Genomic DNA, 24,003 nt, shown 5'->3' with positions numbered 1-24,003 from the left:
CGCCGCCGAGGCTTTGCCGCGATGCGCCCGCCGTAATATGATGCTTGTCATATAAACAGCAGGCTCCGTCATCCGCCATGCGCTATCAGGCCGAACACAAGTCGCAGACCCGCCAGGCGATTCTGGCGCAGGCCGCCGATGCCATCCGTGGCAAGGGCGCGGCGCGCGTGGGCGTGGCGGAGGTGATGCAGCTCGCGGGGCTCACGCACGGCGGCTTCTACGCGCACTTCAAGTCCAAGGATGAGCTGGTGGCCGCGGCCATCGAGCAGATGTTCGTGCAGTCACTGCAGCGCTTCCAGCGGCGCACGGCGGGGCATCCGCCGCTGCAGGCCATGGGCCTGTTTGTGGACGGCTATCTCGCGCCCGCGCATTGCGAGGCGCCCGCGCAGGGCTGCCCGCTGGCGGCGCTGGTCAGCGAGCTGCCGCGCCTGCCCGCCGCCGCGCGCGCGCAGTTCGATGCCGGCTCCGAGCAGCTGGTGGCCGCCATCACGCAGCTGCTGCGCCGCGCGCGCAGCGCCGGCGCCGAAGCCATGGCGCGCTCGCTGCTCGCGGAGCTGGTGGGCGCGCTGTCGCTGGCCCGCAGCAGCACCGACGCCAGACGTCGCAAACGCATCCTGCGCAGCTCGCGCGAACAGATCAAAGACCGTCTTTCCCTCTGGAGCCAAGCATGAACATTTCCGCCAGCCACGCACATCTCAGCGGTCTGGAGCAGCTGCGCGCGATGATCGCGTCCGGGCGCCGGGTGCCCATCTCCGAGACGCTGGATTTCGATCTGGTGGAGATCGAGGAAGGCCGCGCCGTGTTTCGCGGCGTGCCCGGCCCGGCCACCTATAACCCCATCGGTTCCGTCCACGGCGGCTATGCCGCGACCCTGCTGGATTCGGCCTGCGGCTGCGCCGTGCATTCGCGGCTGTCGGCCGGACAGGCTTACACCACGCTGGAGCTCAAGGTCGCTTATCACCGCGGCATGAACAAGGACACCGGGCCGGTCACGGCGGAAGGCCGGGTGCTGAGCATGGGCCGGCGCGCGGCCTTCGTGGAGGCCAAGCTGCACGATGCGCGCGGCCGGCTGCTGGCCTCGGCCAGCTCCACGCTGCTGATCATGCAAGGCGAGTCCGCGGGCGGCTGAAGCAGCGGCAAGGCGGGCGCCCGCGCAGGCGGCGGATGGACGGCGGCCAGCCACCGCCGGGCGGTGCGCGGCCAGGACGGGTGCGCTTCTACACTCGTCGACACGCACGCAGACCAGCCCCCGCCATGCACCGCTACAAGATGCTGCTGTCCCTGTCCCTGATCGCCACCCTGACGGCCTGCGGCGGCGGTGGTGACAGCACATCCGGCAGCAGCGGCACGGCCACCACCACCACCGGCACCATCAGCGGCTTCGGCAGCATCGTCATCAACGGCGTGCATTACGAAACCGACGAGGCCAGCGTGCGCTATGACGACGGCACCACCTCGGTGAGCGGCCTGAGCGCCGGCCAGGTGGTGACCCTCTCCGGCCGCACCGACGACAGCGGCCGGCATCACGCACTCAGCGTGATCTACGACTCGGCGGTGGTCGGTCCGGTCACCGCGGTGGACGGCAATGCCAACAGCTTCGTGGCCCTGGGCCAGACGGTGCTGGTGAACACCAGCACGATTTACGTGAACGCCACGGGCCTGGGCGATATCAGCAGCGGCGCCTCGGTGCGCGTCAGCGGCGACCGCGACGCCAGCGGCAATATCGTCGCCGGTTATGTGCAGCTGCTGGCCAGCACGCCGGCCAGCTACCGTCTCAGCGGCAGCATCGCGAACCTGAGCGGCAGCCGCTTCAGCATCGGCGGCGAAACCATCGACGCCAGCACCGCGACGCTGCAGCCCAGCGATACCACGCTGGCCAACGGCCTGCGCGTAGCGGTGACCGGCACGCTGGACAGCAGCGACAGCAGCGGCGCCACGCTGCTGGCCAGCAAGGTCCGCGTGCGCAAGGTGCTGGATGGCGCACAGGGCGGCAGCCGTGGCGAGGTGGAAGGCATCATCACCAGCGCCAGTGCCACCGACGCCAATTCCGGTTCCTTCACCATCGACGGCACCGTGGTCTATTACGACGCCAGCACCGTGATCGAGAAATTCCGCGGCACGGCCAGCACTGCCGAGCTGATCGCCGGCACGCGCGTGGAAGCGCATGGCACGCTGAACAGCGACGGCAGCCTGCAGGCCACGCGCATCCAGGTGCAGCGGCAGATCACGACGCTCGATGGCCAGCTGGGCTATCTGCTGGGCACGCTCAGCGCCGATCCCGATACCGGCGCCGGCAGCATCAGCCTGCTGGGAACCACGGTGCTGATCGACAGCAGCACGGTGTTCGTGGACCGCTCCAACCGCGCCAATCAGATGTTCAGCCTCGCCGATCTGGCGGCGGGCTCGCTGGTGCAGGTGGCGGTGAGCGTGCAGAACGGCACGCTCAGCGCGCTGAAGGTGGCGCTGCCGCGCTACACACCGGATTACAGCGCGGTGGGCGGCCCGTTTGCGGCCGTGAACAGCAGCGCCTACACGCTCACGGTGTCCAGCGTGCCGGTGCGGGCGCAGAGCGAATGCACTTCGGTGCAGGGCCGCAGCCGCCATCACGGCGGCGATGCCCTGGGCCGCGTGACCCTGGATGCCAGCTGCACGCTGTATTTCGTGCACGGCCAGCAGCGCACACAGGCGCAGTACTTCGCGGCCCTGGCCGACAGCCAGAACGCCAGCGCCAGTGTCATGGCCCTGGGCAGCTATGCCGACGGCCAGCTCAGCGCAGCACTGCTCGATCTGCAGCCGCTGAGCCAGAGCGGCGACCTGAGTCAGGAAGCGGACTGAAGCGCTCACCGCGCCGACCCCAGCATCCCGGCGCCGCTGCGCCGGGATTTTTGTTTGTGCCGCCTCACACCCGGCGCCGCGCAGGCCGCCAGCGGCTTTGCCCTGCCGCGCGGGCTTTGTCTATGCTCGCCGCTTCAAAATTTCGCCTTGGACACCATCGCCATGAGTACCGCAGCTTTCGAACTGCCGCCGCTGGCGCGCTTTCTGCGCGAGCACATTCCCGATCTGCAGTCGCCGCTGAGCATCCAGGCTTTCGAGGGCGGACAGTCCAATCCCACTTACCTGCTCAGCGCCGGCAGCCAGCGCTATGTGCTGCGCAAGAAGCCGGCGGGTGCGCTGCTGCCTTCGGCGCATGCGGTGGATCGTGAATACCGGGTGATGTCGGCGCTGGCCGGCAGTCAGGTGCCGGTGCCGCGCATGCGCGTGTACTGCGAAGACGACTCGGTGATCGGCACCGCCTTCTACGTGATGGACTTCGTGGAGGGCCGCATCCTCTGGGACCCGCGCCTGCCGGAAGTGGGCAGCGCCGCCGAACGCGCCGCGATGTACGAGCAGATCAACCGCGTGATCGCGGCCCTGCACAGCGTGGACTACGCGGCCTGCGGCCTGGGCGATTACGGTCGCGCCGAGCACTACATCGAACGCCAGATCGGACGCTGGACCAAGCAGTACCGCGCCTCGGAAACCGAGCGCATCGAAGCCATGGAGCAGCTCATCGCCTGGCTGCCGGCCAACATTCCGGCCGGCGAGATGAGCGCCATCGCCCACGGCGATCTGCGCCTGGACAATCTCATCTTCCATCCCAGCGAGCCGCGCGTGCTGGCGGTGCTGGACTGGGAACTGTCCACCATCGGCCATCCGCTGGCGGATCTGGCGTATTACATGATGGCCTGGCGTCTGAACCGCCAGGAGTTCCGCGGCTTCGGCGGTGAAGACCTCGCGCCCCTGGGCATTCCCTCGGAGCAAGCGTTTCTGGCGCGCTACTGCGAGCGTCGCGGCCTGGCGCCGATTGCGCAGAACGAGTGGGACTTCTATCTGGCCTTCAACATGTTCCGCCTCGCCGCGATTCTGCAGGGCGTGCTCAAGCGCGCGCTGTCCGGCAATGCCGCGAGCGCACAGGGCCTGGAGAACGGACGCCGCACCAGGCCGATTGCCGAAGCCGGCTGGCGGCAGGTGGAACAGATACTCGCGCGCCCGCGTTGAAGGGCCCGCTGCTTCTCCTCTTGCAGCGCGCAGAGGCGGGGGCTCAAGAGGGCCCGCAGCCCGGGCAGGCCTACAGGAAGCGGAACGCCACGATCGCCACCAGCGTCGGCGCCAGCGCCGCCAGCAGCAGCTTGCCCGGATGGATCACCTCGTCCTCGAAGCGGCTGCGCAGAATCGCGTAGCCGGCGGGATTGGGCGCGTTGGCAATCACCGTGAGACCGCCGCCGGTCACCGCGCCCGCCACCAGGGCGTACTGGTATTCCGGGCTCAGGCCCGGCACCAGTGAGCCCAGATAAGTCAGCGCGGCATTGTCGGTGATGGCGGTGAGCGCAGTGGCGGCGTAGTACACGGCGGTCTCGCTCAGCGAGGTGAGCAGCGGTTGCAGCCACCATTGCTGCAAACCGCCCAGCACCACCAGGCCGGCCAGGAAGAAGGCCACCAGCAGGGACTCACGCAGGATCAGATGGCCCTGATGCCGTCGGTAGGCCTGTGCGAAGCCCATGAAGAACAGCAACAGGCCGAGAAACAGCGCCGGGTGATGCGCAAACACCACGATGCCGCTGAGCAGGCCCAGCGTCACCAGGGTCACCGGCCAGGGCGGTGCTTCACGCCTGGGCTTGTCCTGCAGTGGCAGCTGCAACAGCGCCGTGCGTGCGAAAAGCGTGGCGCCGAAGGCATTCACGGCCACCGCAATCGCAGCCTTCCAGCCGAAGTGCTGCAGCATGAAGCCGAGGTCCCAGCCCCAGGTGCTGGCCACCATCAGCACCGGCGGCGCGGCGTAGGGCGTGAGCACGCCGCCGATGGAGACATTCACGAACAGCACACCCACGGTGAGGTATTTGACGCGGGCCGGCAGCTCTTCACGCAGGAAACGCTCGCGCAGCATCAGTGCCGCCAGCGTCATCGCACCGGGCTCGGTGATGAAGGAGCCCAGCAAGGGCACCACCGCCAGCGCGCAGAAATATCCCGAGAGCGCCGCCGGCAGTGGCAGCAGACGCGTGATCAGTGTCACCAGGGAATTGGCGGCTTCCAGCACCGGCCGGCTGCCGGCCACCACCATGATCGCGAACACGAACAGCGGCTCGGTGAAGTTGCGGCTTTCCATGTAGGCGATGGCCTCGCCCGAACCCAGCAGCACGAACATCAGCGCCACCAGCACCATGGCCCAGAGCCCGAACACCACTTCCACCTCGCCGAGCAGATGCCAGAAGCCCGCATGCGCAGGCTGGGCATGGGCCAGACGCTCGAAGAATTTGGTCGAGAAGGTGTGCAGCAGCGCCACCGCAAACAGGGCTGATGCCACGTACTCGATGAGGCTCGGCGTCACTTTTTTCCTCCTAGGGCGCCCCTAGGGGCGGCTTCGATGCGATTTTTTTGCGTGCGCACTGCGAAAAACCCACACAGACGCTTCGTCTTCCCCTAGGATACGCCGACCCAGTTGGGTTTCAATTTCGTAAAGGAGAAGGATTCATGGCCAAGGCCACGAAGAAGAAGTCTGCTGCGAAGAAGGCTCCGGCGAAGAAGGCTGCCGCCAAGAAGGCGGCTCCGAAGAAGGCAGCTCCGGCGAAGAAGGCCGCTGCCAAGAAGGTAGTGAAGGCCAAGCGCAAGCCCAGCGCGGCTCTGATGAAGGCGATGACGCCCAGCGCCACGCTGGCGGAAGTGGTCGGCGCCAAGCCGCAGCCCCGCGGTCAGATCACCAAGAACCTCTGGGCCTACATCAAGAAGAACGGTCTGCAGGACAAGACCAACAAGCGCCAGATCAATGCCGACGACAAGCTGAAGAAGATCTTCGGCGGCAAGGCCAGCGTGAACATGTTCGAGATGACCAAGCTGGTTGCCAAGCACATCAGCTGATGCACCGCCGGCGCAGGCGCCTTCGCGGCGTCTGCGCCGGGCTTCTGCAGCAACCCGCGCTTTGCCGGCCCACGCGCCGCACGCAGCGCAAGCACCCCTTCCCCCGCTCTCATCCTCAAGCACGCCGCGCCTCATGTGTGGCGCGACATCCGGCCGCGCGCCTTTACAAAGCGCCTCGGCCCCTGGCATGTTCGCCAGCACGCGCCCGCAAAAGAAACTGCGCCCCGGCATCGGCGATTCATACGCAGAGCCAGGCGGCACACATCGCCAGAGGAGAGAATCTTCCGCCCATGCGCGGACTGCCCATCATCGTGCTGGTCCCGATGCTGCTGGCGTCCTGCGGCCACGCGCCGCCGCGCACGCCGCCGCCCGATCCCGCGCAGCTGGCGCAGGATTATCAGCAGCGTCGTCTCGATCATCTGCCCGGCCTGCCGGAAGCCCCGCAGGACTGGGATCGCGCGCAGTGGCTGCAGGCCGCGCTGCGCCTCAATCCCGGCATCGCGCAGACGCGCGCCCAGGTGAACATCGCGCTCGCCGGTGAACGCAGCGCCGCGCAGCGCGCCAATCCCGAACTCAATCTCAGCGCCGGCTACATCCACGGCAGCGCGCTGGAGCTGGCCGGCCAGGCCAGCGGCTGGCTGTACGGCGTGGCGCTGGACCTGCTGCTGCCACGGCGCGGCGAGCGGCAGCGCGCCATCGCCCAGGCGCAGCTGCGCACGCGCATCGCGCAGAGCGCGCTGATGGACGCGGTCTGGCAGCTGCGCAGCAGCCTGCGCGAGGCGCTGCTGGCGCTGCGCTACAGCGAGGACGCGCTGCGCGAATCGGCGGCGCTGCTGGAGTCGGAGCAGACCCTGCTGCGCGCCACGCAGCGACGCGTGAGGGCCGGCGATCTCGCCCCCAGCGAAGTGCCCGCCACCGAACAGGCGCTGCGGCAGCGCGAGCAGCAGCATGCGGACCTGCAGCTGCAGGCGCAGCAGGCGCGTCTGAATCTGGCGGCGCTGCTGGGCGTGCCCCCGGCCGCGCTCGAGGGCATCGCGCCGCGCTGGGATGACTGGCAGCGCATCACGGACCTGCCCGCCGAGAATCTGTCGACGCAGCGCCAGCAGGCCCTGCTCACGCGCGCCGATGTGCTGCAGGCCCTGCTGCAATGCGAGCTGCGCGAATTGCAGCTGCAGGATGAGCTGGCGCGGCGCTGGCCCGATCTGCGCTTGAGTCCGGCGCTGGGCTGGGACCGGGATTCACAGGAATACGCACTGGGCCTGGGCCTACCGCTGCCGCTGATGAACCGCAACGAAGGCGCCATCGCGCAGGCCCAGGCCGAGCGCGAGGCCGCCGCGCAGGCCCTGCTCGCCACACAGGCGCGCGTGCTCGACGAGATGGCGCAGGCCGAAACCCGCTGGCAGCAGACGCGCGAGCAATGGCAGCGCGCCGAGCAAGGCGCAGCGCTGGCGCAGCGCCAGCAACAGCGCGCGCAGCGTGCGCTGGAACTGGGTGCCAGCGAGCGCGGCCTGCTGCTGCACGCGCAGCAGGCACTGCACGAGGCCACGCTGCAGGCGCTGGCCGCCGCGCGCGCCGCGCAGCAGGCCTATGCGCAGCTGGAGTCCGCTTACCGCCGCCCCTTGCAGGGTCCCGAGCAGACGCTCGTGCCCTGGCCGGAGACCGCCACATGATGGCGACGCGCATCGCGTTTCTGCTGCTGGGTCTGTGCGGCCTGAGAGCGGCGCTGGCCGCAGGCCCGCCGAGCCCGCAGCCTCCGGCCGCGCTGAGCGCGCGCCAGCAGCAGGCCGTGGATCTGCACCTGGCCACGCCGCATGCGGCGCAGTCACGGCGCAGCCAGGCCGCCTATGGCCTGGTGCTGGACGCCGCCGCCTTCGTCGCCGACAGCAATCAGCTCAGCGCCGCGCAGAACAGCGCGCAGCTGGCGCAGACCGAGCTGAGCCGTCTGCGCGCGCTGCATGACAGTGAAGGCGACGCTTCCCTGCGCGCCGTGCAGCAGGCCGAGGCCGCCGCGGCGCAGGCGCGCGGCGAAGCGCAGACGCAGCTGGCGGGCTTCACGCAGCGCTGGGGACCGCTGGCCGCGCGCAGCAGCGCCCAGCGTGCGCAGCTTGCTGTGGAGCTGCTCGGCGCGCGCAGCGTGCTGATCCGCGCCGAGCTGCCCGGCAGCGGCCTGCCCGGCGGCCTGCCGCGCGGCGCCTCGGTGCAGCTCGACGGCCTGAACCTGCCGGCGCAGGTGCTGGGCCATCTGCCGCAGGCACAGAGCGCACTGCGCGGCGCCGGCCTGCTGCTGATGCTGGAGCACGCCCCGCTGCCCCTGGCGGCCGGCTCGCGCGTCGCGGTACAGCTGCAGCAAGCGGACGAGGCCGCGCTGCTGGTGCCGGGGGAGGCGCTGATCTTTGAAGCCGGCGGCAGCTATGTGTACCGGCAGCTGCCGCAGCGCGATGCGCAGCAGCGCGCACAGTACGCCGCAGTGCCGGTGCGGGTGCTGGGCGCCGAGGACGGCCTCTGGCGCGTGCAAGGCCTCAAGGCGACGGACCGCATCGTGGTGCGCGGCGCCGGCGTGCTGTGGTCGCTGCAGGGCCTGTCCGGCGTGCAGGCCGAAGACGACGACGACTAAAAATTTCCGATCCCATGCTCGCCGCCATCGTCCGCGCCTCGCTGGCGCATCCGCGCATCATCACCGCGCTGTCGCTGCTGATTGCGCTGCTCGGCGCCGGCGCGCTGCTGCAGGCGCGCTTCGATGTGTTTCCCGACTTCGCGCCGCCGCATGTGCTGGTGCAGGCCGAGGCCCCGGGCCTGGACGCGCAGCAGGTGGAGGCGCTGGTGACGCGGCCGCTGGAGAACCTGCTGGCCGGCACCGAGAACCTGGCCGCGCTGCGCTCCAACTCCGCGCAGGGCCTGTCGGCGATCCAGGTGGTGTTCGAACGCGGCGGCGATCCGTACCGGCAGCGGCAGGTGGTGACCGAACGCCTGGCCGAGGCCGCCGGCCTGCTGCCGGAAGGCGTGAGTCCGCCGCAGCTCTCGCCGCTGAGTTCCTCGATGGAGTATCTGCTGCACTTCGGCTTCACCAGCGAAAAGCTCTCGCCGCTGGAACTGCGCGATCTGGTGCGCTGGACGCTCAAGCCGCAGATCATGGCGGTGCCCGGCGTGGCACAGGCGCAGATCTTCGGCGGCCTGTCGCGCGAACGGCAGATTCACCTCGATCCACTCAAGCTCGCCGCCGCCGGCCTGAGCCTGAGTGAAGTGTCCGAGTCCGTGCGTCGCGCCACCGCGCTGATCGGCGGCGGCTATCTGGAAACGCCCACGCAGCGTCTGGTGCTGCAGGCACAGCGGCCCGGCGCCACCACGCAGCAGCTGGCGCAGGCGGTGGTGGCGATGCGCGACAGCGGGCCGATCCTGCTCGGCGAGATCGCGGATATCCGCGATGGCGCCGAGCCCCGCTTCGGCGATGCCATGATCGGCGGCAAGCCCGGCATCCTGGTGGAGACTTCCACGCAGTTCGGCGCCAACACCCTGGACGTGACGCGCGAGCTGGAGCAGCGCCTGAACGCCATCGCACCGCAGCTCAAGCGCCAGGGCGTGGACTACCATCCGGCGCTGCTGCGTCCGGCGAGCTTCATCGAAAGCGCCATCGGCAAGCTGCGCAACTCGCTGCTGATCGGCGCGCTGCTGGTGGTGATTCTGCTGCTGCTGACGCTGCGCGACTGGCGCGGCGCACTGATCTCCTTCAGCGCCATTCCGCTGTCGCTGCTGGCCACCATCTGGATCCTTCACAACTTCGGCTTCAGCCTCAACACCATGAGCCTGGGCGGGCTGGTGGTGGCGCTGGGCGTGGTGGTGGACGATGCGGTGATCGATGTCGAGAACATCACGCGCCGGCGCCGCGCCATCAGCGGCGACTTCGACATCCGCGCGCTGTTCACCGCCGCCTCGCTGGAAGTGCGTCAGCCGGTGTTCTACGCCACGGCGGCCGTGGCCGTGGCCTTCCTGCCCATTCTCATGCTCTCCGGCCTGCAGGGCGCGTTCTTCCGGCCGCTGTCGGTGGCCTTCCTGCTGGCGGTGGGCATCTCGCTGCTGGTGGCCATGAGTGCCACGCCGGCGCTGTGCGCGCTGGCCATGCGCGAACATCTGCCGCGCGAGGAAGCGCCCATTCTCAAACGCTGCAAGCGGGTGCAGCGGCGCATCATCACCGCGCTGCATGCGCGGCCGCGGCTGGTGCTGCTGCTGATGCTGGGCGCCAGCGCGCTGGGCCTGGTGCTGCTGCCGCTGCTGGGCGCGCGTCTGCTGCCGGAATTCCGCGAGGACTATCTGATTGCGCACGCCTCGCTGCGGCCCGGCGTGGCGATTGCCGAAACCGCGCGCGTGGGCCAGCGCATCTCCGAACGTCTGGCCGCGCTGCCCGGCGTGAAGAGCGTGGCCGAGCAGATCGGCCGCGCCGAAAACGGCCAGGACCCCGACCTGCCCAACAAGAGCGAGTTCGAGATCCAGATCGACCGCAGCACGGGGCTGTCCACGCACGAGATCGAGTCAGGCGTGCGCGAGGTGTTCGAGGACTTTCCCAACCAGCTGGTGGAGATCTACTCGGTGCTGGCCGAGCGCATCGGCGAAACCCTGGCCGGCGAGTCCTCGCCGTTCTTCGTCAGCGTGTTCGGCCAGGATCTCGATGCCAATGATCGCGTCGCGGCGCAGATCGCCGCCTTGCTGGAAAGCCTGCCGGATGCCGGCAATGTGCGCGTGAAGCTGCCGCCGCGTCAGAGCGAGCTGAGCGTGCGCCTGAAGTCCGAGCAGCTGTCCCTGCATGGGGTGCAGGCCGCCGAGGTGCTGGAGACCCTGCAGGCCGCGTTTCATGGTCATGTGGTGACGCAGCTCAGCGAAGCCGACCGCAGCCTGCCGCTGACCCTGCGGGTATCCGGTCTCCTGCCTTCACCGCAGGCCCTGGAGACGCTGCTGATTCACGGTGGCGACGGCAGCCTGCTGCGGCTCTCGCAGCTGGCCGAGCTGCAGACCGTGTCGGCGCGCAGCCTGATCAGCCATGAGGACGGCCTGCGCCGGCAGATCGTCACCGCGAGTCCCGCCGTGAGCGATCAGCGCGGCTGGGCGCAGCGCGCACAGACGGCGATTGCGCAGCAGATCGCGCTGCCGCCCGGCGTGTATCTGCGTTACGGCGGCTCGGCGCAGGCCGAGCAGGCGGCGGCGCGCGAGTTGCTGCTGCACAGCGGCGCGGCGCTGCTGCTGATCGTGCTGCTGCTGGCCCTGGCCTTCGGCAACAGCCGCCAGGTGTTGCTGGTCTTGTTGGCGCTGCCCAGCACCCTGATTGGCGGCGTGGTGGCAGTGGCGCTCAGCGGCGGCACGCTGAGTCTGGGTTCGATGGTGGGCTTCGTGGCCTTGTTCGGCATGGCCGCGCGCAACACCATCCTGCTGGTTTCGCACTACCAGCATCTGCTGCGCGTGGAAGGCTGCGCGTGGAATCTGGACACCGCGCTGCGCGGCGCCGAAGAACGTCTGACGCCGGTGCTGCTCACCGCGCTGCTCACCGCACTGGCGCTGGCACCGGTGGCCGCGCAGCTGCATCAGAGCGGCCACGAGATCGAAGGCCCGATGGCGGTGGTGATTCTCGGCGGCCTGGTGTCTTCGACACTGGTGAGCCTGCTGCTGGTGCCGCCGCTGGCGGCGCGCTGGCTGCGCGACTAAAAGCCGCAGCTTTCAAGCGCTGAAAGCTGCTCTAAGAAAATCTTAAGCAGGCCCTGCTACAAAGCGCTCCAGTACCAACAGGATTGGAGACTTCATGCGCAGGCCAGCCCCCCATGGTCTGATTGCCGCTTTGCTGCTGGCGATCAGCGCGATACTGCCGGCGCAGGCCGCCGAGTTGCCCACCGCGCTGAGCGCTTACAAGGGCAAGATCATCTATCTGGATTTCTGGGCGTCCTGGTGTGCGCCCTGCGCGCAGTCCTTTCCCTGGCTCAACGCCCTGAAGTCGCGCTTCGGTGACCGGCTCACGGTGCTGGCGGTCAATGTCGATGAGCATCAGGCCGACGCACAGCGCTTTCTGGAAAAGCATCCGGCGCAGTTCGCGCTGGCCTATGACCCCAAGGGCGCACTCGCCGATCACTACCAGATCGCCGGCATGCCCAGCGCGCTGATTCTGGGCGCCGACGGCCGCGTGCTGCATCAGCACTCCGGTTTTCGCGAAGAAGAGATTCCGCAATACGAAAGCGCCATCACCGCCGCGCTGGGAAAGACGCCATGATCCGATTGTTGTGGAGCCTTGCGCTGCTGGCCGGCTTGAGCGCCTGCGCGAACGTGAAGCCCTGGCAGCGCGGCACGCTGGCCCGTCCCGACATGCAGCTGGAAGCCGATCCGGTGCAGGCGCAGCTGGATGATCACATCTACTTCAGCAAGGAAGCCGCCAGCGGCGGCCGCGGCTTTGGCGGCGGAGGCTGCGGATGCAACTGAACGAACAACAGCGCCTGCGTCTGGCCGCCGCCACGCTGAGCCTGCTCGGCGTGGCCGGCGTCAAACCCGCTGCCGCGCAGGAACCGGCCGCACCGGAAAAGCCCTGGACTTTCGATACCGGGCTGCTGCTGTACAAGGAAGGCAATGGCCGCGTGCAGGCCATCGAGCCGGTGCTCAATGCCAGCTTCAATCTCGGCGGCGAGCGTCTGCTGTCGGCGGGTCTGGTGTTCGACAGCCTCAGCGGCGCCAGCCCCAATGGCGCCGCCCCGGCGCATACGGCGCAGACCTTCTCCTCGCCTTCCGGCGGCGGCCAGACCTACACCACGGCCGCCGGCAAGACGCCGCTGGACGATACCTTCCACGATCAGCGCGTCGCGGCGAATCTGGGCTATCAGTTTCCGCTCTCGCATGACAGCAAGCTGGGCCTGGGCCTGCGCGGCTCCAGCGAGTATGACTTCACCTCCTTCGGTGCCAATGCGCATTACAGCCTGGACCTGAACCAGAAGAACACCACGCTCGGCGCCGGTGTGTCCTTCGAATACGATCAGGTGCGTCCGGTGGGGGGTGCGCCGCAGCCGCTGTCGCACATGGGCGCAGGTGGTGGTGGCGGCGACGATGAGGAGGGCGGCAGCAGCAAGAACAAGAACCTCGTCGATCTGCTGCTGGGCGTCACGCAGGTGCTGGACAGCAAGAGCCTGCTGCAGCTGAACTACTCGCTGGGCCTGTCCAGCGGCTACCAGACCGATCCCTACAAGGTGGTCTCGGTGGTGGATGCCAATGCCAATCCGCTCTACTACCTCTACGAAAGCCGCCCCGACAAGCGCACCAAGCACGCGCTCTATGCCGAGTACAAGCGCTTTGCCTTTGATCGCGATGTGCTGGATTTCTCCTACCGCTTCTTCACCGACAGCTGGGGCATCAATGCCCACACCCTGAGCCTGAGCTATCGCTGGAATTTCTCCGAAGCCTTCCATCTGCAGCCGAGCCTGCGCTTCTACCGGCAGAACGCCGCAGACTTCTACCACTTCGCCCTGTTCAGTGGCGAGGATGCCGGCCTGCGCTACGCCAGCGGCGATCCGCGTCTGGGCGCCTTCACCGGCCTGACCGGCGGCCTGCAGTTCGGCCAGCAGCTGCGCAACGGCGACAGCTGGAACGTGCGCCTGGAGTACTACAAGCAGCGCGGCCAGAGCAGTGATATTCCCGCGCAGGCCGCTGCGGCATACTCGGGTCTGCCGACCGCACCGGACATGTCCGCCGTGATTCTCAGCATGGGGTACCGCTTCAACTGGTGAACGAAACCCGCAGCGTCCGCATCGAGCCCGGCGGCGATGGCTTCGTCGCGCGCTTCACGGCCATGGCCTCGCCCTGCGAGGTCCTGGTCGATGGTGCGGATCGCACCGAGCTGCGCCGGCTGGGCGAGCTGGCGGCTGCAGAAGTCTGGCGCATCGAGCAGCACTGGAGCCGCTATCTGCCGGGCAATATCGTCGATCGCATCAATCGCGCGCAGGGCGCGGCGATCACGGTGGATGCGGAGACGGCGCGCTTTCTCGATTACGCGCAGCAGCTGCATGAGCTGAGCGAAGGTCTGTTCGACGTGACCTCCGGCGTGCTGCGCCGCGCCTGGCGCTTCGACGGCTCGGATCGCGTGCCCACGCCATCGCAGATCGAGGCGCTGCTGCCGCTGGTGGGCTGGCAGAAACTGCACTGGCAGTCGCCGCAGCTGCAGATGCCGGCCGGCATGGAGATCGACTTCGGCGGCATCGGCAAGGAGTACGCGGTGGATCGCGCCTGCGCGCTGCTGGCGGCGCAGACTTCACACGCGGTGCTGGTCAACTGCGGCGGCGATCTGGCCGCCAGCGGCCCGCGCGCACAAGGCCAGGACTGGCGGGTGGGCATCGACAGCGGCCTGGGCGCCAGCAGCAGCCTGATCCGCCTGCGCCAGGGCGGCGTGGCCACCAGCGGTGATGCGCATCGCTTCCTGCTCAAGGACGGCCAACGCTATCCGCACATCCTCAATCCCAGGACCGGCTGGCCGGTACCGGGCGGACCGCGCAGCGTGACCGTCGCCGGCAGCAGCTGCACCGAGGCCGGCGTGCTGTCGACGCTGGCGATGCTGCAGGGCGAGCAGGCCGAGCACTTCCTGCAGCAGTTCTCCGGCGATTTTCAGGTGATCTGGTAAGCAGCGGCGCCTGCCATCATCACCCTGGCCCGATGCTTCAGGCACTCAGCGCCTGCGCGACACGCTCCAGCCGCGCCGGCACATGCTTGTGCCAGGGCGTGCCGGCGAAGGGATCGCGCGCCTGCGCATCGGTGAGTTCATTGGGCGCCACGCCCTTGCGCAGCAGCGCGCCGCTGGCGTCGCGATAGTCCAGGCCCAGGCCGTTGGGCAGCGACACATGCCCGGGCTGCAGGCTGTCGGAGAGTTCGGCAATCACTTCGGCACTGCCGCGCCGCGTGCGCAGCAAGAGGCGTTCGCCGTCGGCACAACCCAGCCGCCGCGCATCCTGCGGATTGATGCGCAGGCTGCCGTAGACGCCGCGCTTGTGCCAGCTGCTGTCGCGCACGGCGGTGTTGGCGGTTTCGCTGCGGCGCTCGCCGGCGGAGAGCACGAAGGGATAGTCGGCATCGACCGGCGGCGGCATGGCGTCGAGCTTGGGCAGCTCGGCGAGCAGCTCATCGAGCTTGAGATTGATCCGGTGTTCGGGATGACCCACCGCCTGCCAGCTCATCGCATGCGTGGCACGTGCATACACCACACCCGAGGGCTGGCTGATGATGGCCTGGAACAGCCTGTCCGCCGCCAGCGGCAGCAGACCGCCGAAGCCGGCCGCACGCGCCGTCGCCGGACTGGCCTGCACATAGAGCAAGGCCGCGCCCCAGAGCGCGGCGGCCGAAGCCATGCCTTGCGGCAGCCGCTCGCCCAGGGTGCGATACAGAATCACCGGCGCGTATTTCACGAGCTTGGGATTGCGCAGCGTGCCGATCATGAAGCGCAGCGCAAAGGCCAGGCGCCCGAAACGCAGGGCGCGACGCAGCGGCGCGTAGTCGGCCTCGCCCAGCTCGCCCATGGCTTCCACCAGACGCGCGTAGATCTCCGCTTCCGGCAGCGTGCCGGGCAGCGGCTCGAACAGCGGCTGACGCAGGTGAAAGACATTGTCGGGAAATTCGAGATTGAAGAAGGTGGCCTCGGCCTTCTCGAACTGGCTCGCTGCCGGCAGCACGTAGTCCGCCTCGCGTGCGGTCTCGGTCATCGCCACATCCACCACCACCGACAGCTCCAGCGCGCGCAGCGCCTCACGCATGCGCTGGCTGTCGGCCAGGGAATGCACCGGATTGCCGCTGTGGATCAGCATCGCGCGATAACGCTTGGGATGATCGCTGAGGATCTCCTCGGGAATCACATTGCAGGGCACCAGACCGATGATGATCTTGGCATTGGCCACCGGGCTGCGCCGCTCCACGCGCGGGCCGCGCCTGGCGCTGGTCTCGCCCTTGCTGGCCTTGGCCAGCGACAGGAAGGGCACCGGCGCGTTGTTGGTGCCGGGCCGCGCGTAATGACCGGTGGACAGCCAGATCAGACGCTGCAGATAACTGCCCAGCGTGGAATGGCGGTTCATCTGCAGACCCAGGTCTTCCATCATCGCCACGCTGCGCGCGCCAGCGATGCGCCGCGCGGTGTCGCGGATCTGCTGCTCCGCCAGCCCGCAAGCCTGCGCGTAGCTGGCGATGTCGATGCCGCTGAAATAGGGCGCCACCGCCTCATAGCCGCGTGTGTGTTCAGCCAGCCAGTCCCTGGCCACCAGATCCTCCTGCACCAGCACCGCCATCAGCGCTGCCAGACACCAGGCGTCGGTGCCGGGCTTGATGGCGAGATGGATGTCGGCCATTTCCGCGGTTTCGCTGCGGCGCGGATCGATCACGATCAGGCAGCGCGCCGGATCCTTGGCGATCTCCTTGAGCAGCACGCGCGCACGCGCAAAGCCATGCGACTGCCAGGGGTTCTTGCCCACGAACAGCGCCACCTCGCAATGCTCGAAGTCGGGATGCACGCCGGTGCCCAGCATCTTGCCCTGCACCCAGAACTCGCCGGTCTTCTCCTGCGCCAGCGCGTTGGAGCGATAAGGATTGCCCAGGGCCTTGAGAAAGCTGTCGGCATACATGCCACCGACATGATTGCCCTGCCCGCCACCGCCGTAGAACAGCACCGCCTCCTTGCCGTACTGCGTCTTGATGGCGCCGAATTTGGCGGCGATCTCGCGGATGGCGACTTCCCAGCTGATCGCCTCGTAGCTGCCGTCGGCACGACGGCGCATCGGCGAGCGCAGACGATCCGCACCGTTCTGGTAGTAGTCCATGCGCTGCGATTTTTCGCAGACATAGCCCCGGGACGCGGGATGCTCGGCGTCGCCGCGGATCTTGACGATGCGCCGGCCGTCCTCGCCGCCGGTCTGCACCTCCAGACCGCAGTTGATGCTGCACAGAATGCAGGCGGTCTTGTGCCACTGCTCTGCGTCGGCCATGGCCGTGCCCCCCGAAAAGATGTGGTGGCCAGATTAAGTTCCATTTTGGAACTATGTCAAACTAGGCGCATTGCCACTGGCTTTTTTTCGGAAGTGACCGGATGAAATGGAACGAGGTCGATCGGCTGCCCTGCTCGGTGGCGCGCGCCCAGGCCGTGGTCGGCGATCGCTGGACCATGCTGATCCTGCGCAGCGCGTTCTTGCGCGTGCGCCGCTTCGAGGACTTTCAGAAGCAGATCGGCCTCACCCGGCACCGCCTCGCGGACCGCCTCAGCCGTCTGGTGGCGCAGGGCGTGCTGGAGAAGCAGGCCTATCAGGATCGCCCGCCGCGTTACGAATACCGTCTCACTGAAAAAGGCATGGAGCTGTATCCGGTGCTGATGGCCCTGGTGGCCTGGGGCGACAAATGGGCCGATGAAGGCGACGGTCCACCGCTGCTGTTCAAGCACCAGCGCTGCAATCACGAGTTTCATGCGGTGCTGAGCTGCTCGCATTGCGGCGAGGCGGTCAAACCGCGGGAGGTCACCCCGCTGATCGGCCCGGGACTGCGCGCGCAGGCGCAGAAAATTCAGGCGCAAGGCAGACGCTCGCGCCGGAAGGCCAGCTGAGCACCACTGTCGCGGCCATGACACAGCCGGCGCCGCGGCGTTTGATGCGCGTCAAAGGGAAGCGCACGGCGCGCCGATATGTTGCGCATGCCGCCCGCCGCATCCGCGCCATGCGGCCCTTGCCACCGCCGGAGAAATGACCATGCGTATCCCCCGCCTTCTCACCCTGCTGCTGCTCAGCCTGGGCAGCGCCGGCGTCATCGCCGCACCGGCCAAGAGCGAGGACATGAAGCAGCTGGCCGCGCACGCCGGCTGTCTCACCTGCCACAGCATCGAAGCCAAGGCCGGCGGCGAGGAACCCATCGGTCCGCCCTGGGCCGAGGTCGCGCGCAAGTATCACGGCCAGAAGGACGCGCTCGACAAACTCACGCAGACCGTGCTGCAGGGCTCGAATCCGTATCAGAGCCACTGGAAGAACAAGGTCACGGGCCTGGCCATGCCGCCCAATGCGGTGGCGATCAACGAGGCCAACACGCGCAAGCTGGTGGCCTGGATTCTCAGTCTCGACGCGAAGTAGGCAGACCCGGCACCGGCGGCCACGCGCCGCCGTTGCGCTCAGACCGCAAAGCTGTAGCCGCCGTTGACCGGATAGGTCTGGCCGGTGATCCAGGACGCGGCTTCAGAGCACAGGAACAAGCTCATGCCCGCCACGTCCTCGGGCTGGCCAAAACGCCGGATCGCATAGCGCGCGACATGCGCCTTGGCCTGTTCGCTGGCCAGGAACTGTGTGCGCGCCGGCTCCGCCATCGCCGGCTCCAGCGTCGACAGCGAGATGGCATTGCAGGTGATGTTGTGGCGGCCGGTCTCGCGCGCCAGCGAGCGCACGAAACCGGCGGCGGCGGCCTTGGCGGCGGCATAAGCCGCGAGCCGCGCCTCGCCCACCCGTCCGGCATCGGAGACCACGGTGACGATGCGGCCACGGTTCTGCGCCACCATGCCCGGCAGCGCGGTGTGGCAGCAGTTCATCACGCCGAACAGATTGGTGTGGAAATAGCGTCCCCAATCCTCCGGCGCGGTCTCCCAGAACAGCGGCGTGGGCCGCATGGTGACACCGGGCCCGGCGTTGCCGGCATTGTTCACCAGCAGCGTCACCGGCCCCAGGTTTTCACTGGCCTGCGTGAACGCGGCGCGCACGGCGTTCAGATCACCCACATCCGCCGCCACCGCCAGCGCCGGCACGCCCAGCGCACGGATTTCCGCAACCACGGCCTCCGCACGTTCCGCGACAAAATCGTTGACCGCGACACCGCCGGCGTTGTGCCGCGCCAGCGCCAGCGCGATGGCCCGTCCCGCACCCTGGCCCGCGCCAGTGACGAAGGCGATCTGTCCGCCGAGATCCAAAGGGTCATTGCCGATCATTGCCGCTCCTGGTGATGGGCCTGATGGCACCACGCGACAGCATAGAACCGATGCGCCACCACGCAAAAGCAAAAAGGCCCGTGAACGACATTCTTCTCAGAATGCGTTCACGGGCCGGTTCAGTACGCGAGGCGCTGGCGAGGCGCTGCACAGTCTGTCATTCCCGCTTGCGCGGGAATGACAGGACGCTCCTTGCACCGTGCTGAGTTTCCTCAGCGCTCAGAACTCGTAGCGGATCTCGGCACCGAACATGCGCGGCGTGCCCACCGCCACCGAGTTCACGCCCAGCGAGGCCGTCAGCGCGAAGCCGCCGGTGTAGTACTCCTTGTCGGCGAGGTTGCGCACATAGGCGGCGAAGGAATACTTCGAGCCGCGGATCTCGCTCCAGTCATAACGCAGGTTCACCAGGCCATAGCCGGGAATGCGGGTGTCCGGCGTGATGGTGTTGTTGTTGTTGGAGAAGTACATGCCGGTCTGCGCGTAGAGATCGGCGCGCACATTCATCGGGCCCCAGTCGGACGGCGTCGGCAGGAACACCGTGCCATACAGCGAGCCGGAGGCGCGCGGCACGTCGGCGTAGGGGCCGAAGGTGTAGGTCACACCGAACACGTCGGCGGTGTCCTTGCCTTTCGTGAAACGCGCGCGCGTGAGCGCACCGGCAAAACCGGTTTCGATCCAGTTCACGGGCTTGAAGGCGAAATCCAGCTCGGCGCCGGTAACCTGCGCCTCGGGAACATTGACCGTGTAGGCGATGGACGTGACCGGCCCCGGCGGATCGGGGAACTCGGCACGCTGCACGTTCTTGATCCACTGGTTGTAGAGCGCGAGGTTGGCGCGCAGCGGACGACCGAACAGGCTGCCCGCAAACTTGGCGCCGACTTCGACATCGTGCACGAACTCGGGCTTGAAGATGTTCACGTCTTCGAGAATGCCGCTGCCGGTGTCCAGGGACGGCGGCGCCGTGCCGTTGAAACCACCCGCGCGCCAGCTGCGACGGCCCTGCACGTACAGCAGCAGATCATCCATGACTTGATACGACAGCCCCAGGTTCCAGCTCGGGTTGCTGTAGCGCGTGCTCTGATCGGGCGCACCGGCGTACACGCTCCTGGACAGCTGCGAGATGTCCACCGACTCCCAGGTGTAGCGGAAGCCGGCGGTGAAGCTCAGTCCCTTCAAGCCGATGGCACTGAAATCGTAAGTGCCCTGCGCGAACGCCGCCGGCGTCTCATCCTTGATCTGGAAATGGTTGTCCACGCTGGTGCCCGGCACCACCGGCGAGAAGTCGAAGTACACCTGCGGGAACAGGGTCTTGGAGTCTTCCTTCTGGTAGTAGGCGCCGAGGATGTAGGTCAGGGCCTTGTTCAGCGCCTTGCCCTGCAGCTGCAGTTCTTCGGAGTAGCTCAGATTGCGGACGTGATTGCCGAACTCCTGATCGTCCAGGTTGGCCGAGTAGAACACCGGATACGGCGCGCCGACCGAACTGCCCAGATCATGCGTGTTGGCCAGCGAGGCGCCGACGATGTTCTTGAGCAGCAGGTCCTCGCCCAGCTGATAGCTGGTGGTGTTGGCGAAGAAGTAGTCCTGCTCGTTGTGCGTGACCGGCGCCGCTTCGTTGGCCTTCCAGAAACCGATCCTGGGCGAATCGTTGTCCAGGTAGTCTGCGATGCCGTTGGCATTGAGCTCCGGATGTGCGGCGGTGTACTGCGCCCACATGGTGGGATAGGCGTAAACCGTATCGACGCTGGGGCTGAACAGCAGGTCCGAGGCACAGTTCACCACATTCGGATTCACGCAGGCGAACGTGGTGTGATTGACACGATTCACCGTCTTCAGCCGCGTCGCCGTGCTGTTGCCGCCGACGTGATCGGCGGAGATCAGCGTGGAGTTTTCCAGCGCCTCGCTGGGACGCCACAGCAGGCTGATGCGGCCGCTCTGGCGTGCCACTTCGCCCAGATCGCGGCCGTCGTGAATGTTTTCCTGGAAGCCGTCCTGATGAATCACATCGCCGGCGATACGCATCAAGAGCGTGTTGCCGGACAGCGGCAGGTTCACAGCGCCCTGCGCTTCCGTCAGGTTGTAGCTGCCGCCGCGCATCTTGAGATAGCCGCCCACTTCATCCTTGGGCTTGGCGGCGGTATAGAGCACGGCGCCGCCGGTGGCGTTGCGGCCGAACAGCGTGCCCTGCGGACCTTTCAGCACCTGCACCGATTCGAGATCGTAGAACGTGGAGGCGCCGCCGGTGTTGAGCTGCACTTCGTTGAAGTACGGCACCACGGCGGTCTTGGAGCCGGTGAAGGCATCGATGGTCTGACCACGGATCGACAGCGTCAGCGAGTTGGAGCCCTGCGTCTGACGCACGGTCAGTCCCGGCACCGCCGCCTGCAGATCCGACTGCGAGACGATGCCCTGCTCGGCCAGACGCGTGGCATCCAGCGCCGTGATCGAGGCGGAGACTTTTTCCAGATTTTCCGCGCGGCGGTTGGCGGTCACCACGACCGTGGGAATTTCATCGGCTGCGGCGCTGTCCGTGGCCGCTGCCGGCTCGGCGGCCGGCGCCTGCGGCTCGATCTGCGCCAGGGCCGCGGACGATACGCCCAGGCCAAAACCCGCCACCGAGGTCATCGCCGCGGCGAGCACTCTCTTTTTCATGCGCTCTCTCCTTAGAAGACGTTTTAATCAGGGCGAGCGGCCTGCGCTGGCGCGGCCGCCCGACTCCTGTACTGATGAGCGCTTGGATTGTGCATGCCCGCATACCCGCGCCGATTGACTGCGACGGTAGCGGCATTTGCCTGCTCCGCAGCCACGGACGGGGGGCGCAAAAAAAGCCGCGTCGTTTCGAAGCGAGCGGCCAAAGGTCGTGGCCGCGCTTTGGCCTCACCCCGCTAGCTGCGGGCTGCTGCCAATGCCGCTTCGCTGGCGGCGATCTCCGACTTGAGCCACATGGTCTCGCTGAGATTGGTGCCGCCGCCGGCTTCGAGCAGCGCCTGCAGTGCATCGCGCTTTACGCTCAGCGCGGCCGCTTGCGCCGGCTGCACGCCCAGCACGATGTCGGTGAGATGCAGGGCCTGCAGTGGCTGGCGCGCATCGAGCTTCTGCCGCGCGCGCTGCACCAGCGCCTCGGCGCCGGCCAGCTCCAGCAGATCGGCATGCACGCTGCTGCGCGGCTCGCCGTAGAGCGAGGTGGTGCTGTCGTAATGAAACCAGCCGGAGAGTTCTTCCCAGATGCTGCGCGCCGCCCAGGAGACCTTGCCGTGGAATTCGCCGATCTGCAGTTCCGGCGGCAGTTGCAGCTCGCGCATGAGACGGTGCACATCATGGCCGGCATTCATCGCGGCGATCACCGCATCGCGCACATGGCTCACGGCGGCGTGCATCTTGTCGAGCGCAGCGCGGATGGTGTCGGCGCCGCGGATGGGCTCGCCGTGTCCGGTGATCAGCAGTTCGGCGCCCAGCGCCCGCACCGTGTCCAGCGAGCGCAGATAGTTTTCCACCAGGCGCGGCTTGTCGCCGCGCAGGGTGACCAGATTGGGCATGGCCAGAAACACCGGGCCGAACAGGTTGCCGGTGAACACGATGCGCTCATCCGGCAGCCAGACCACCAGCGAGCACAGCGATTCACCGCCGGGCGTGGAGATCAGCGTGAAGCGCCTTTGCCCTTGCGTGAATTCGAGACGGCCGTCGACCGTCACATCCGGTATCACGCGCGGTGGCGGCGGCGGATTGCCGCTGCGCTGGATGGTGCCCGCCCAGAGCTTGCGCGAACGCCGGCCCAGATAGGGCCCCAGCTGATCGAAGTGGTTCCAGGTCTCGACGAAGCGCCGCTCGGCCAGCAGCTGTGTGTCTGGCTCGCGCAAGGCCGGCACGCCACCATAGTGATCGGCATGCGCCTGCGTGAGCACGATGCGCCGCAGCGGCCCGCTGCGATGCGCTGCCAGCAGCGCCTTGTTGCGCTCGGCGTTGTCCATGAAGCCGGTGTTGACCAGCAGATCGCCATCGCCGGTCTGCAGCAGATAGGCATTGGAGATGTCCTTCACCATGTAGATGAAGTCGTTGATCGCCTCGGCCCGGGTCTGGCTGTTGCCGGCCTGCACCAGCGAGGCGAGCAGCGGCTGGCCGGCTTCCGGCTTTTTGCTCACGAGCCGGCGCCGTCGAAGTGGATCATCACCTTGGCCGAAGCCGGCGTGGCCGCCACGCCCAAGGCTTCGATGACATCGCCGAAGGCGTAGCGATGACTGATCAGCGTCGCCAGCTGGTCACGCAGACGCGGCAGTGCGGCGATCACCTCCGGCATTTCCGTGGGATAGCCCACGGCCGTGGTGATGCTCATCTCCGTGGTGAGCATCGCACCCAGATCGAGCTGCACCGGCTTCATGTAAGCGGCGGTCACCACCATGCGCGACTGGTACTTGGCCATGCGCACCACGTCGGAGAGGATGCTGGGCGCACCGGCGGCATCGATGAAGGCATCGGTGCCCACCGCCTCGCGGCTGAACACGCGCGCGCTGCCGTGCAGCTCGCGCAGCCTGGCGGGCAGATCGATCTTCGTCGGGTCCAGGGCCTCGCGTGCGCCCAGGGCCTTGGCGCGCGCCAGACGCTCGGGCGCGAGATCCAGCGCCACCACATCGCGGATGCCGCGATCCACCAGCCACAGCACCATCCCCAGACCGATGGGGCCGCAGCCGAACACCACCACCTTGTCGCCGGCCTTCACCTGCGCGCGATTGACGCCGTGCAGGGCCACCGCCAGCGGCTCGGTGAGCGCGCCGATCTCAAACGGCAGATCGGCGGGAATCGGCAGCAGGCTGTCGCCGACGCGCGCGTCCCGCACCAGCAGGTTTTCGGTGAACGCGCCTTCCGGGCCGCCGCTGCCGATGTAGCTGGGCGTCATCATCGGATTGATCACCACATGCTGGCCCAGGCTCACACCCTGCACCTGCTCGCCCAGCTGCACGATTTCACCGGCGGCCTCGTGGCCGATGGGCGTCACGCCATCGGGCTTGCGATGGATGCCGCCGAGCTTGATGTAACTCAGATCACTGCCGCAGATGCCGCAGGCGCGCACCTTCACCAGCACGTCGCGGGCACCGGGCTTGGGGGCCTCGTACGGGTCCAGACGCACATCGTTGACGCCGTGAATGTTCAGTACATGTCCCATCGTTCCGCTCCTTGCGCTG

The 24,003-nt window shown here is 67.7% G+C and carries 20 protein-coding genes; 14 read left to right on the top strand and 6 right to left on the bottom strand.

The window, feature by feature from the left end:
- Positions 1-77 precede the first annotated feature (77 nt).
- The 4 genes from BMY12_RS09800 to BMY12_RS09785 all read left to right on the top strand — a co-directional run bounded on the left by BMY12_RS09800 (position 78) and on the right by BMY12_RS09785 (position 4,038).
- Positions 78-671, top strand: coding sequence for a TetR/AcrR family transcriptional regulator (locus BMY12_RS09800; RefSeq protein WP_093285280.1), 594 nt, complete (start codon positions 78-80; stop codon positions 669-671).
- A complete protein-coding gene (locus BMY12_RS09795; protein ID WP_093285277.1) occupies positions 668-1,129 on the top strand; it encodes a PaaI family thioesterase in 462 nt (153 codons plus the stop codon). Before BMY12_RS09800 ends, BMY12_RS09795 begins: the two co-directional genes overlap by 4 nt.
- Positions 1,130-1,254: 125 nt before the next feature.
- Positions 1,255-2,835, top strand: a complete 1,581-nt coding sequence (locus BMY12_RS09790; RefSeq protein ID WP_093285273.1) for a DUF5666 domain-containing protein — start codon at positions 1,255-1,257, stop codon at positions 2,833-2,835.
- A gap of 162 nt (positions 2,836-2,997) precedes the next feature.
- On the top strand, positions 2,998-4,038 hold the full coding sequence (locus tag BMY12_RS09785; protein WP_093285671.1) for a phosphotransferase: 1,041 nt from the start codon (positions 2,998-3,000) through the stop codon (positions 4,036-4,038).
- 70 nt (positions 4,039-4,108) lie between these two features.
- On the opposite strand, the gene BMY12_RS09780 is transcribed toward BMY12_RS09785, so the two are convergent.
- A complete protein-coding gene (locus BMY12_RS09780) occupies positions 4,109-5,365 on the bottom strand; it encodes a putative Na+/H+ antiporter (protein ID WP_093285270.1) in 1,257 nt (418 codons plus the stop codon).
- Between the two features lie 143 nt (positions 5,366-5,508).
- On the opposite strand from BMY12_RS09780, the gene BMY12_RS09775 reads away from it, so the two are divergent.
- From BMY12_RS09775 to BMY12_RS09740, 8 genes are all read left to right on the top strand, one after another.
- Positions 5,509-5,892, top strand: a complete 384-nt coding sequence (locus tag BMY12_RS09775; RefSeq protein ID WP_093285266.1) for an SWIB/MDM2 domain-containing protein — start codon at positions 5,509-5,511, stop codon at positions 5,890-5,892.
- Positions 5,893-6,182: 290 nt separating this feature from the next.
- On the top strand, positions 6,183-7,562 hold the full coding sequence (locus BMY12_RS09770) for a TolC family protein (protein WP_177188929.1): 1,380 nt from the start codon (positions 6,183-6,185) through the stop codon (positions 7,560-7,562).
- On the top strand, positions 7,559-8,506 hold the full coding sequence (locus BMY12_RS09765) for an efflux RND transporter periplasmic adaptor subunit (protein WP_143068909.1): 948 nt from the start codon (positions 7,559-7,561) through the stop codon (positions 8,504-8,506). The genes BMY12_RS09770 and BMY12_RS09765 overlap by 4 nt, the downstream gene beginning before the upstream one ends.
- Before the next feature lie 14 nt (positions 8,507-8,520).
- The gene (locus BMY12_RS09760) at positions 8,521-11,580 is read left to right on the top strand and encodes an efflux RND transporter permease subunit (protein WP_093285258.1); all 3,060 of its coding nucleotides are present in this window, start codon (positions 8,521-8,523) and stop codon (positions 11,578-11,580) included.
- A 94-nt stretch (positions 11,581-11,674) separates the two neighbouring features.
- Positions 11,675-12,136, top strand: a complete 462-nt coding sequence (locus BMY12_RS09755; RefSeq protein WP_093285256.1) for a TlpA family protein disulfide reductase — start codon at positions 11,675-11,677, stop codon at positions 12,134-12,136.
- On the top strand, positions 12,133-12,342 hold the full coding sequence (locus BMY12_RS09750) for a DUF4266 domain-containing protein (protein ID WP_093285253.1): 210 nt from the start codon (positions 12,133-12,135) through the stop codon (positions 12,340-12,342). Before BMY12_RS09755 ends, BMY12_RS09750 begins: the two co-directional genes overlap by 4 nt.
- On the top strand, positions 12,333-13,634 hold the full coding sequence (locus BMY12_RS09745) for a DUF3570 domain-containing protein (protein WP_093285251.1): 1,302 nt from the start codon (positions 12,333-12,335) through the stop codon (positions 13,632-13,634). The genes BMY12_RS09750 and BMY12_RS09745 overlap by 10 nt, the downstream gene beginning before the upstream one ends.
- A complete protein-coding gene (locus BMY12_RS09740) occupies positions 13,631-14,521 on the top strand; it encodes an FAD:protein FMN transferase (RefSeq protein ID WP_218140153.1) in 891 nt (296 codons plus the stop codon). The genes BMY12_RS09745 and BMY12_RS09740 overlap by 4 nt, the downstream gene beginning before the upstream one ends.
- 37 nt (positions 14,522-14,558) lie before the next feature.
- Here BMY12_RS09740 and BMY12_RS09735 read toward each other — a convergent pair whose 3' ends face one another.
- A complete protein-coding gene (locus BMY12_RS09735; RefSeq protein WP_093285248.1) occupies positions 14,559-16,862 on the bottom strand; it encodes a molybdopterin-dependent oxidoreductase in 2,304 nt (767 codons plus the stop codon).
- Between the two features lie 101 nt (positions 16,863-16,963).
- Between BMY12_RS09735 and BMY12_RS09730 the strand changes: the two genes are divergently transcribed.
- Entirely contained in the window at positions 16,964-17,470 is a 507-nt protein-coding gene (locus BMY12_RS09730) for a winged helix-turn-helix transcriptional regulator (RefSeq protein ID WP_093285245.1), read from the top strand.
- A gap of 142 nt (positions 17,471-17,612) precedes the next feature.
- The gene (locus BMY12_RS09725; protein WP_218140152.1) at positions 17,613-17,987 is read left to right on the top strand and encodes a c-type cytochrome; all 375 of its coding nucleotides are present in this window, start codon (positions 17,613-17,615) and stop codon (positions 17,985-17,987) included.
- A gap of 38 nt (positions 17,988-18,025) precedes the next feature.
- Here BMY12_RS09725 and BMY12_RS09720 read toward each other — a convergent pair whose 3' ends face one another.
- From BMY12_RS09720 to BMY12_RS09705, 4 genes are all read right to left on the bottom strand, one after another.
- Positions 18,026-18,829 (bottom strand): SDR family NAD(P)-dependent oxidoreductase, encoded by an 804-nt coding sequence (locus tag BMY12_RS09720; protein ID WP_093285238.1) that lies wholly within the window; start codon positions 18,827-18,829, stop codon positions 18,026-18,028.
- Between the two features lie 219 nt (positions 18,830-19,048).
- A complete protein-coding gene (locus tag BMY12_RS09715) occupies positions 19,049-21,478 on the bottom strand; it encodes a TonB-dependent receptor (RefSeq protein ID WP_093285236.1) in 2,430 nt (809 codons plus the stop codon).
- A 233-nt stretch (positions 21,479-21,711) separates the two neighbouring features.
- Complete coding sequence (locus tag BMY12_RS09710) at positions 21,712-22,965, bottom strand: MBL fold metallo-hydrolase (protein WP_093285233.1); 1,254 nt, start codon at positions 22,963-22,965, stop codon at positions 21,712-21,714.
- Complete coding sequence (locus tag BMY12_RS09705; protein ID WP_093285231.1) at positions 22,962-23,984, bottom strand: zinc-dependent alcohol dehydrogenase; 1,023 nt, start codon at positions 23,982-23,984, stop codon at positions 22,962-22,964. Before BMY12_RS09705 ends, BMY12_RS09710 begins: the two co-directional genes overlap by 4 nt.
- Positions 23,985-24,003 lie beyond the last annotated feature (19 nt).

Origin of the sequence: Solimonas aquatica, from assembly GCF_900111015.1 — a bacterium.
Lineage (GTDB): Bacteria > Pseudomonadota > Gammaproteobacteria > Nevskiales > Nevskiaceae > Solimonas > Solimonas aquatica.
This window is presented reverse-complemented; position numbering and strand designations above follow the sequence as displayed.

What these genes read in the sequence shown, in the direction of transcription:
- BMY12_RS09800 (WP_093285280.1), top strand. Translation starts at nt 78, where the DNA reads ATGCGCTATCAGGCCGAACACAAGTCGCAGACCCGCCAGGCGATTCTG.
- BMY12_RS09795 (WP_093285277.1), top strand. Translation starts at nt 668, where the DNA reads ATGAACATTTCCGCCAGCCACGCACATCTCAGCGGTCTGGAGCAGCTG.
- BMY12_RS09790 (WP_093285273.1), top strand. Translation starts at nt 1,255, where the DNA reads ATGCACCGCTACAAGATGCTGCTGTCCCTGTCCCTGATCGCCACCCTG.
- BMY12_RS09785 (WP_093285671.1), top strand. Translation starts at nt 2,998, where the DNA reads ATGAGTACCGCAGCTTTCGAACTGCCGCCGCTGGCGCGCTTTCTGCGC.
- BMY12_RS09775 (WP_093285266.1), top strand. Translation starts at nt 5,509, where the DNA reads ATGGCCAAGGCCACGAAGAAGAAGTCTGCTGCGAAGAAGGCTCCGGCG.
- BMY12_RS09770 (WP_177188929.1), top strand. Translation starts at nt 6,183, where the DNA reads ATGCGCGGACTGCCCATCATCGTGCTGGTCCCGATGCTGCTGGCGTCC.
- BMY12_RS09765 (WP_143068909.1), top strand. Translation starts at nt 7,559, where the DNA reads ATGATGGCGACGCGCATCGCGTTTCTGCTGCTGGGTCTGTGCGGCCTG.
- BMY12_RS09760 (WP_093285258.1), top strand. Translation starts at nt 8,521, where the DNA reads ATGCTCGCCGCCATCGTCCGCGCCTCGCTGGCGCATCCGCGCATCATC.
- BMY12_RS09755 (WP_093285256.1), top strand. Translation starts at nt 11,675, where the DNA reads ATGCGCAGGCCAGCCCCCCATGGTCTGATTGCCGCTTTGCTGCTGGCG.
- BMY12_RS09750 (WP_093285253.1), top strand. Translation starts at nt 12,133, where the DNA reads ATGATCCGATTGTTGTGGAGCCTTGCGCTGCTGGCCGGCTTGAGCGCC.
- BMY12_RS09745 (WP_093285251.1), top strand. Translation starts at nt 12,333, where the DNA reads ATGCAACTGAACGAACAACAGCGCCTGCGTCTGGCCGCCGCCACGCTG.
- BMY12_RS09735 (WP_093285248.1), bottom strand. Translation starts at nt 16,862, where the DNA reads ATGGCCGACGCAGAGCAGTGGCACAAGACCGCCTGCATTCTGTGCAGC.
- BMY12_RS09730 (WP_093285245.1), top strand. Translation starts at nt 16,964, where the DNA reads ATGAAATGGAACGAGGTCGATCGGCTGCCCTGCTCGGTGGCGCGCGCC.
- BMY12_RS09725 (WP_218140152.1), top strand. Translation starts at nt 17,613, where the DNA reads ATGCGTATCCCCCGCCTTCTCACCCTGCTGCTGCTCAGCCTGGGCAGC.
- BMY12_RS09720 (WP_093285238.1), bottom strand. Translation starts at nt 18,829, where the DNA reads ATGATCGGCAATGACCCTTTGGATCTCGGCGGACAGATCGCCTTCGTC.
- BMY12_RS09715 (WP_093285236.1), bottom strand. Translation starts at nt 21,478, where the DNA reads ATGAAAAAGAGAGTGCTCGCCGCGGCGATGACCTCGGTGGCGGGTTTT.
- BMY12_RS09705 (WP_093285231.1), bottom strand. Translation starts at nt 23,984, where the DNA reads ATGGGACATGTACTGAACATTCACGGCGTCAACGATGTGCGTCTGGAC.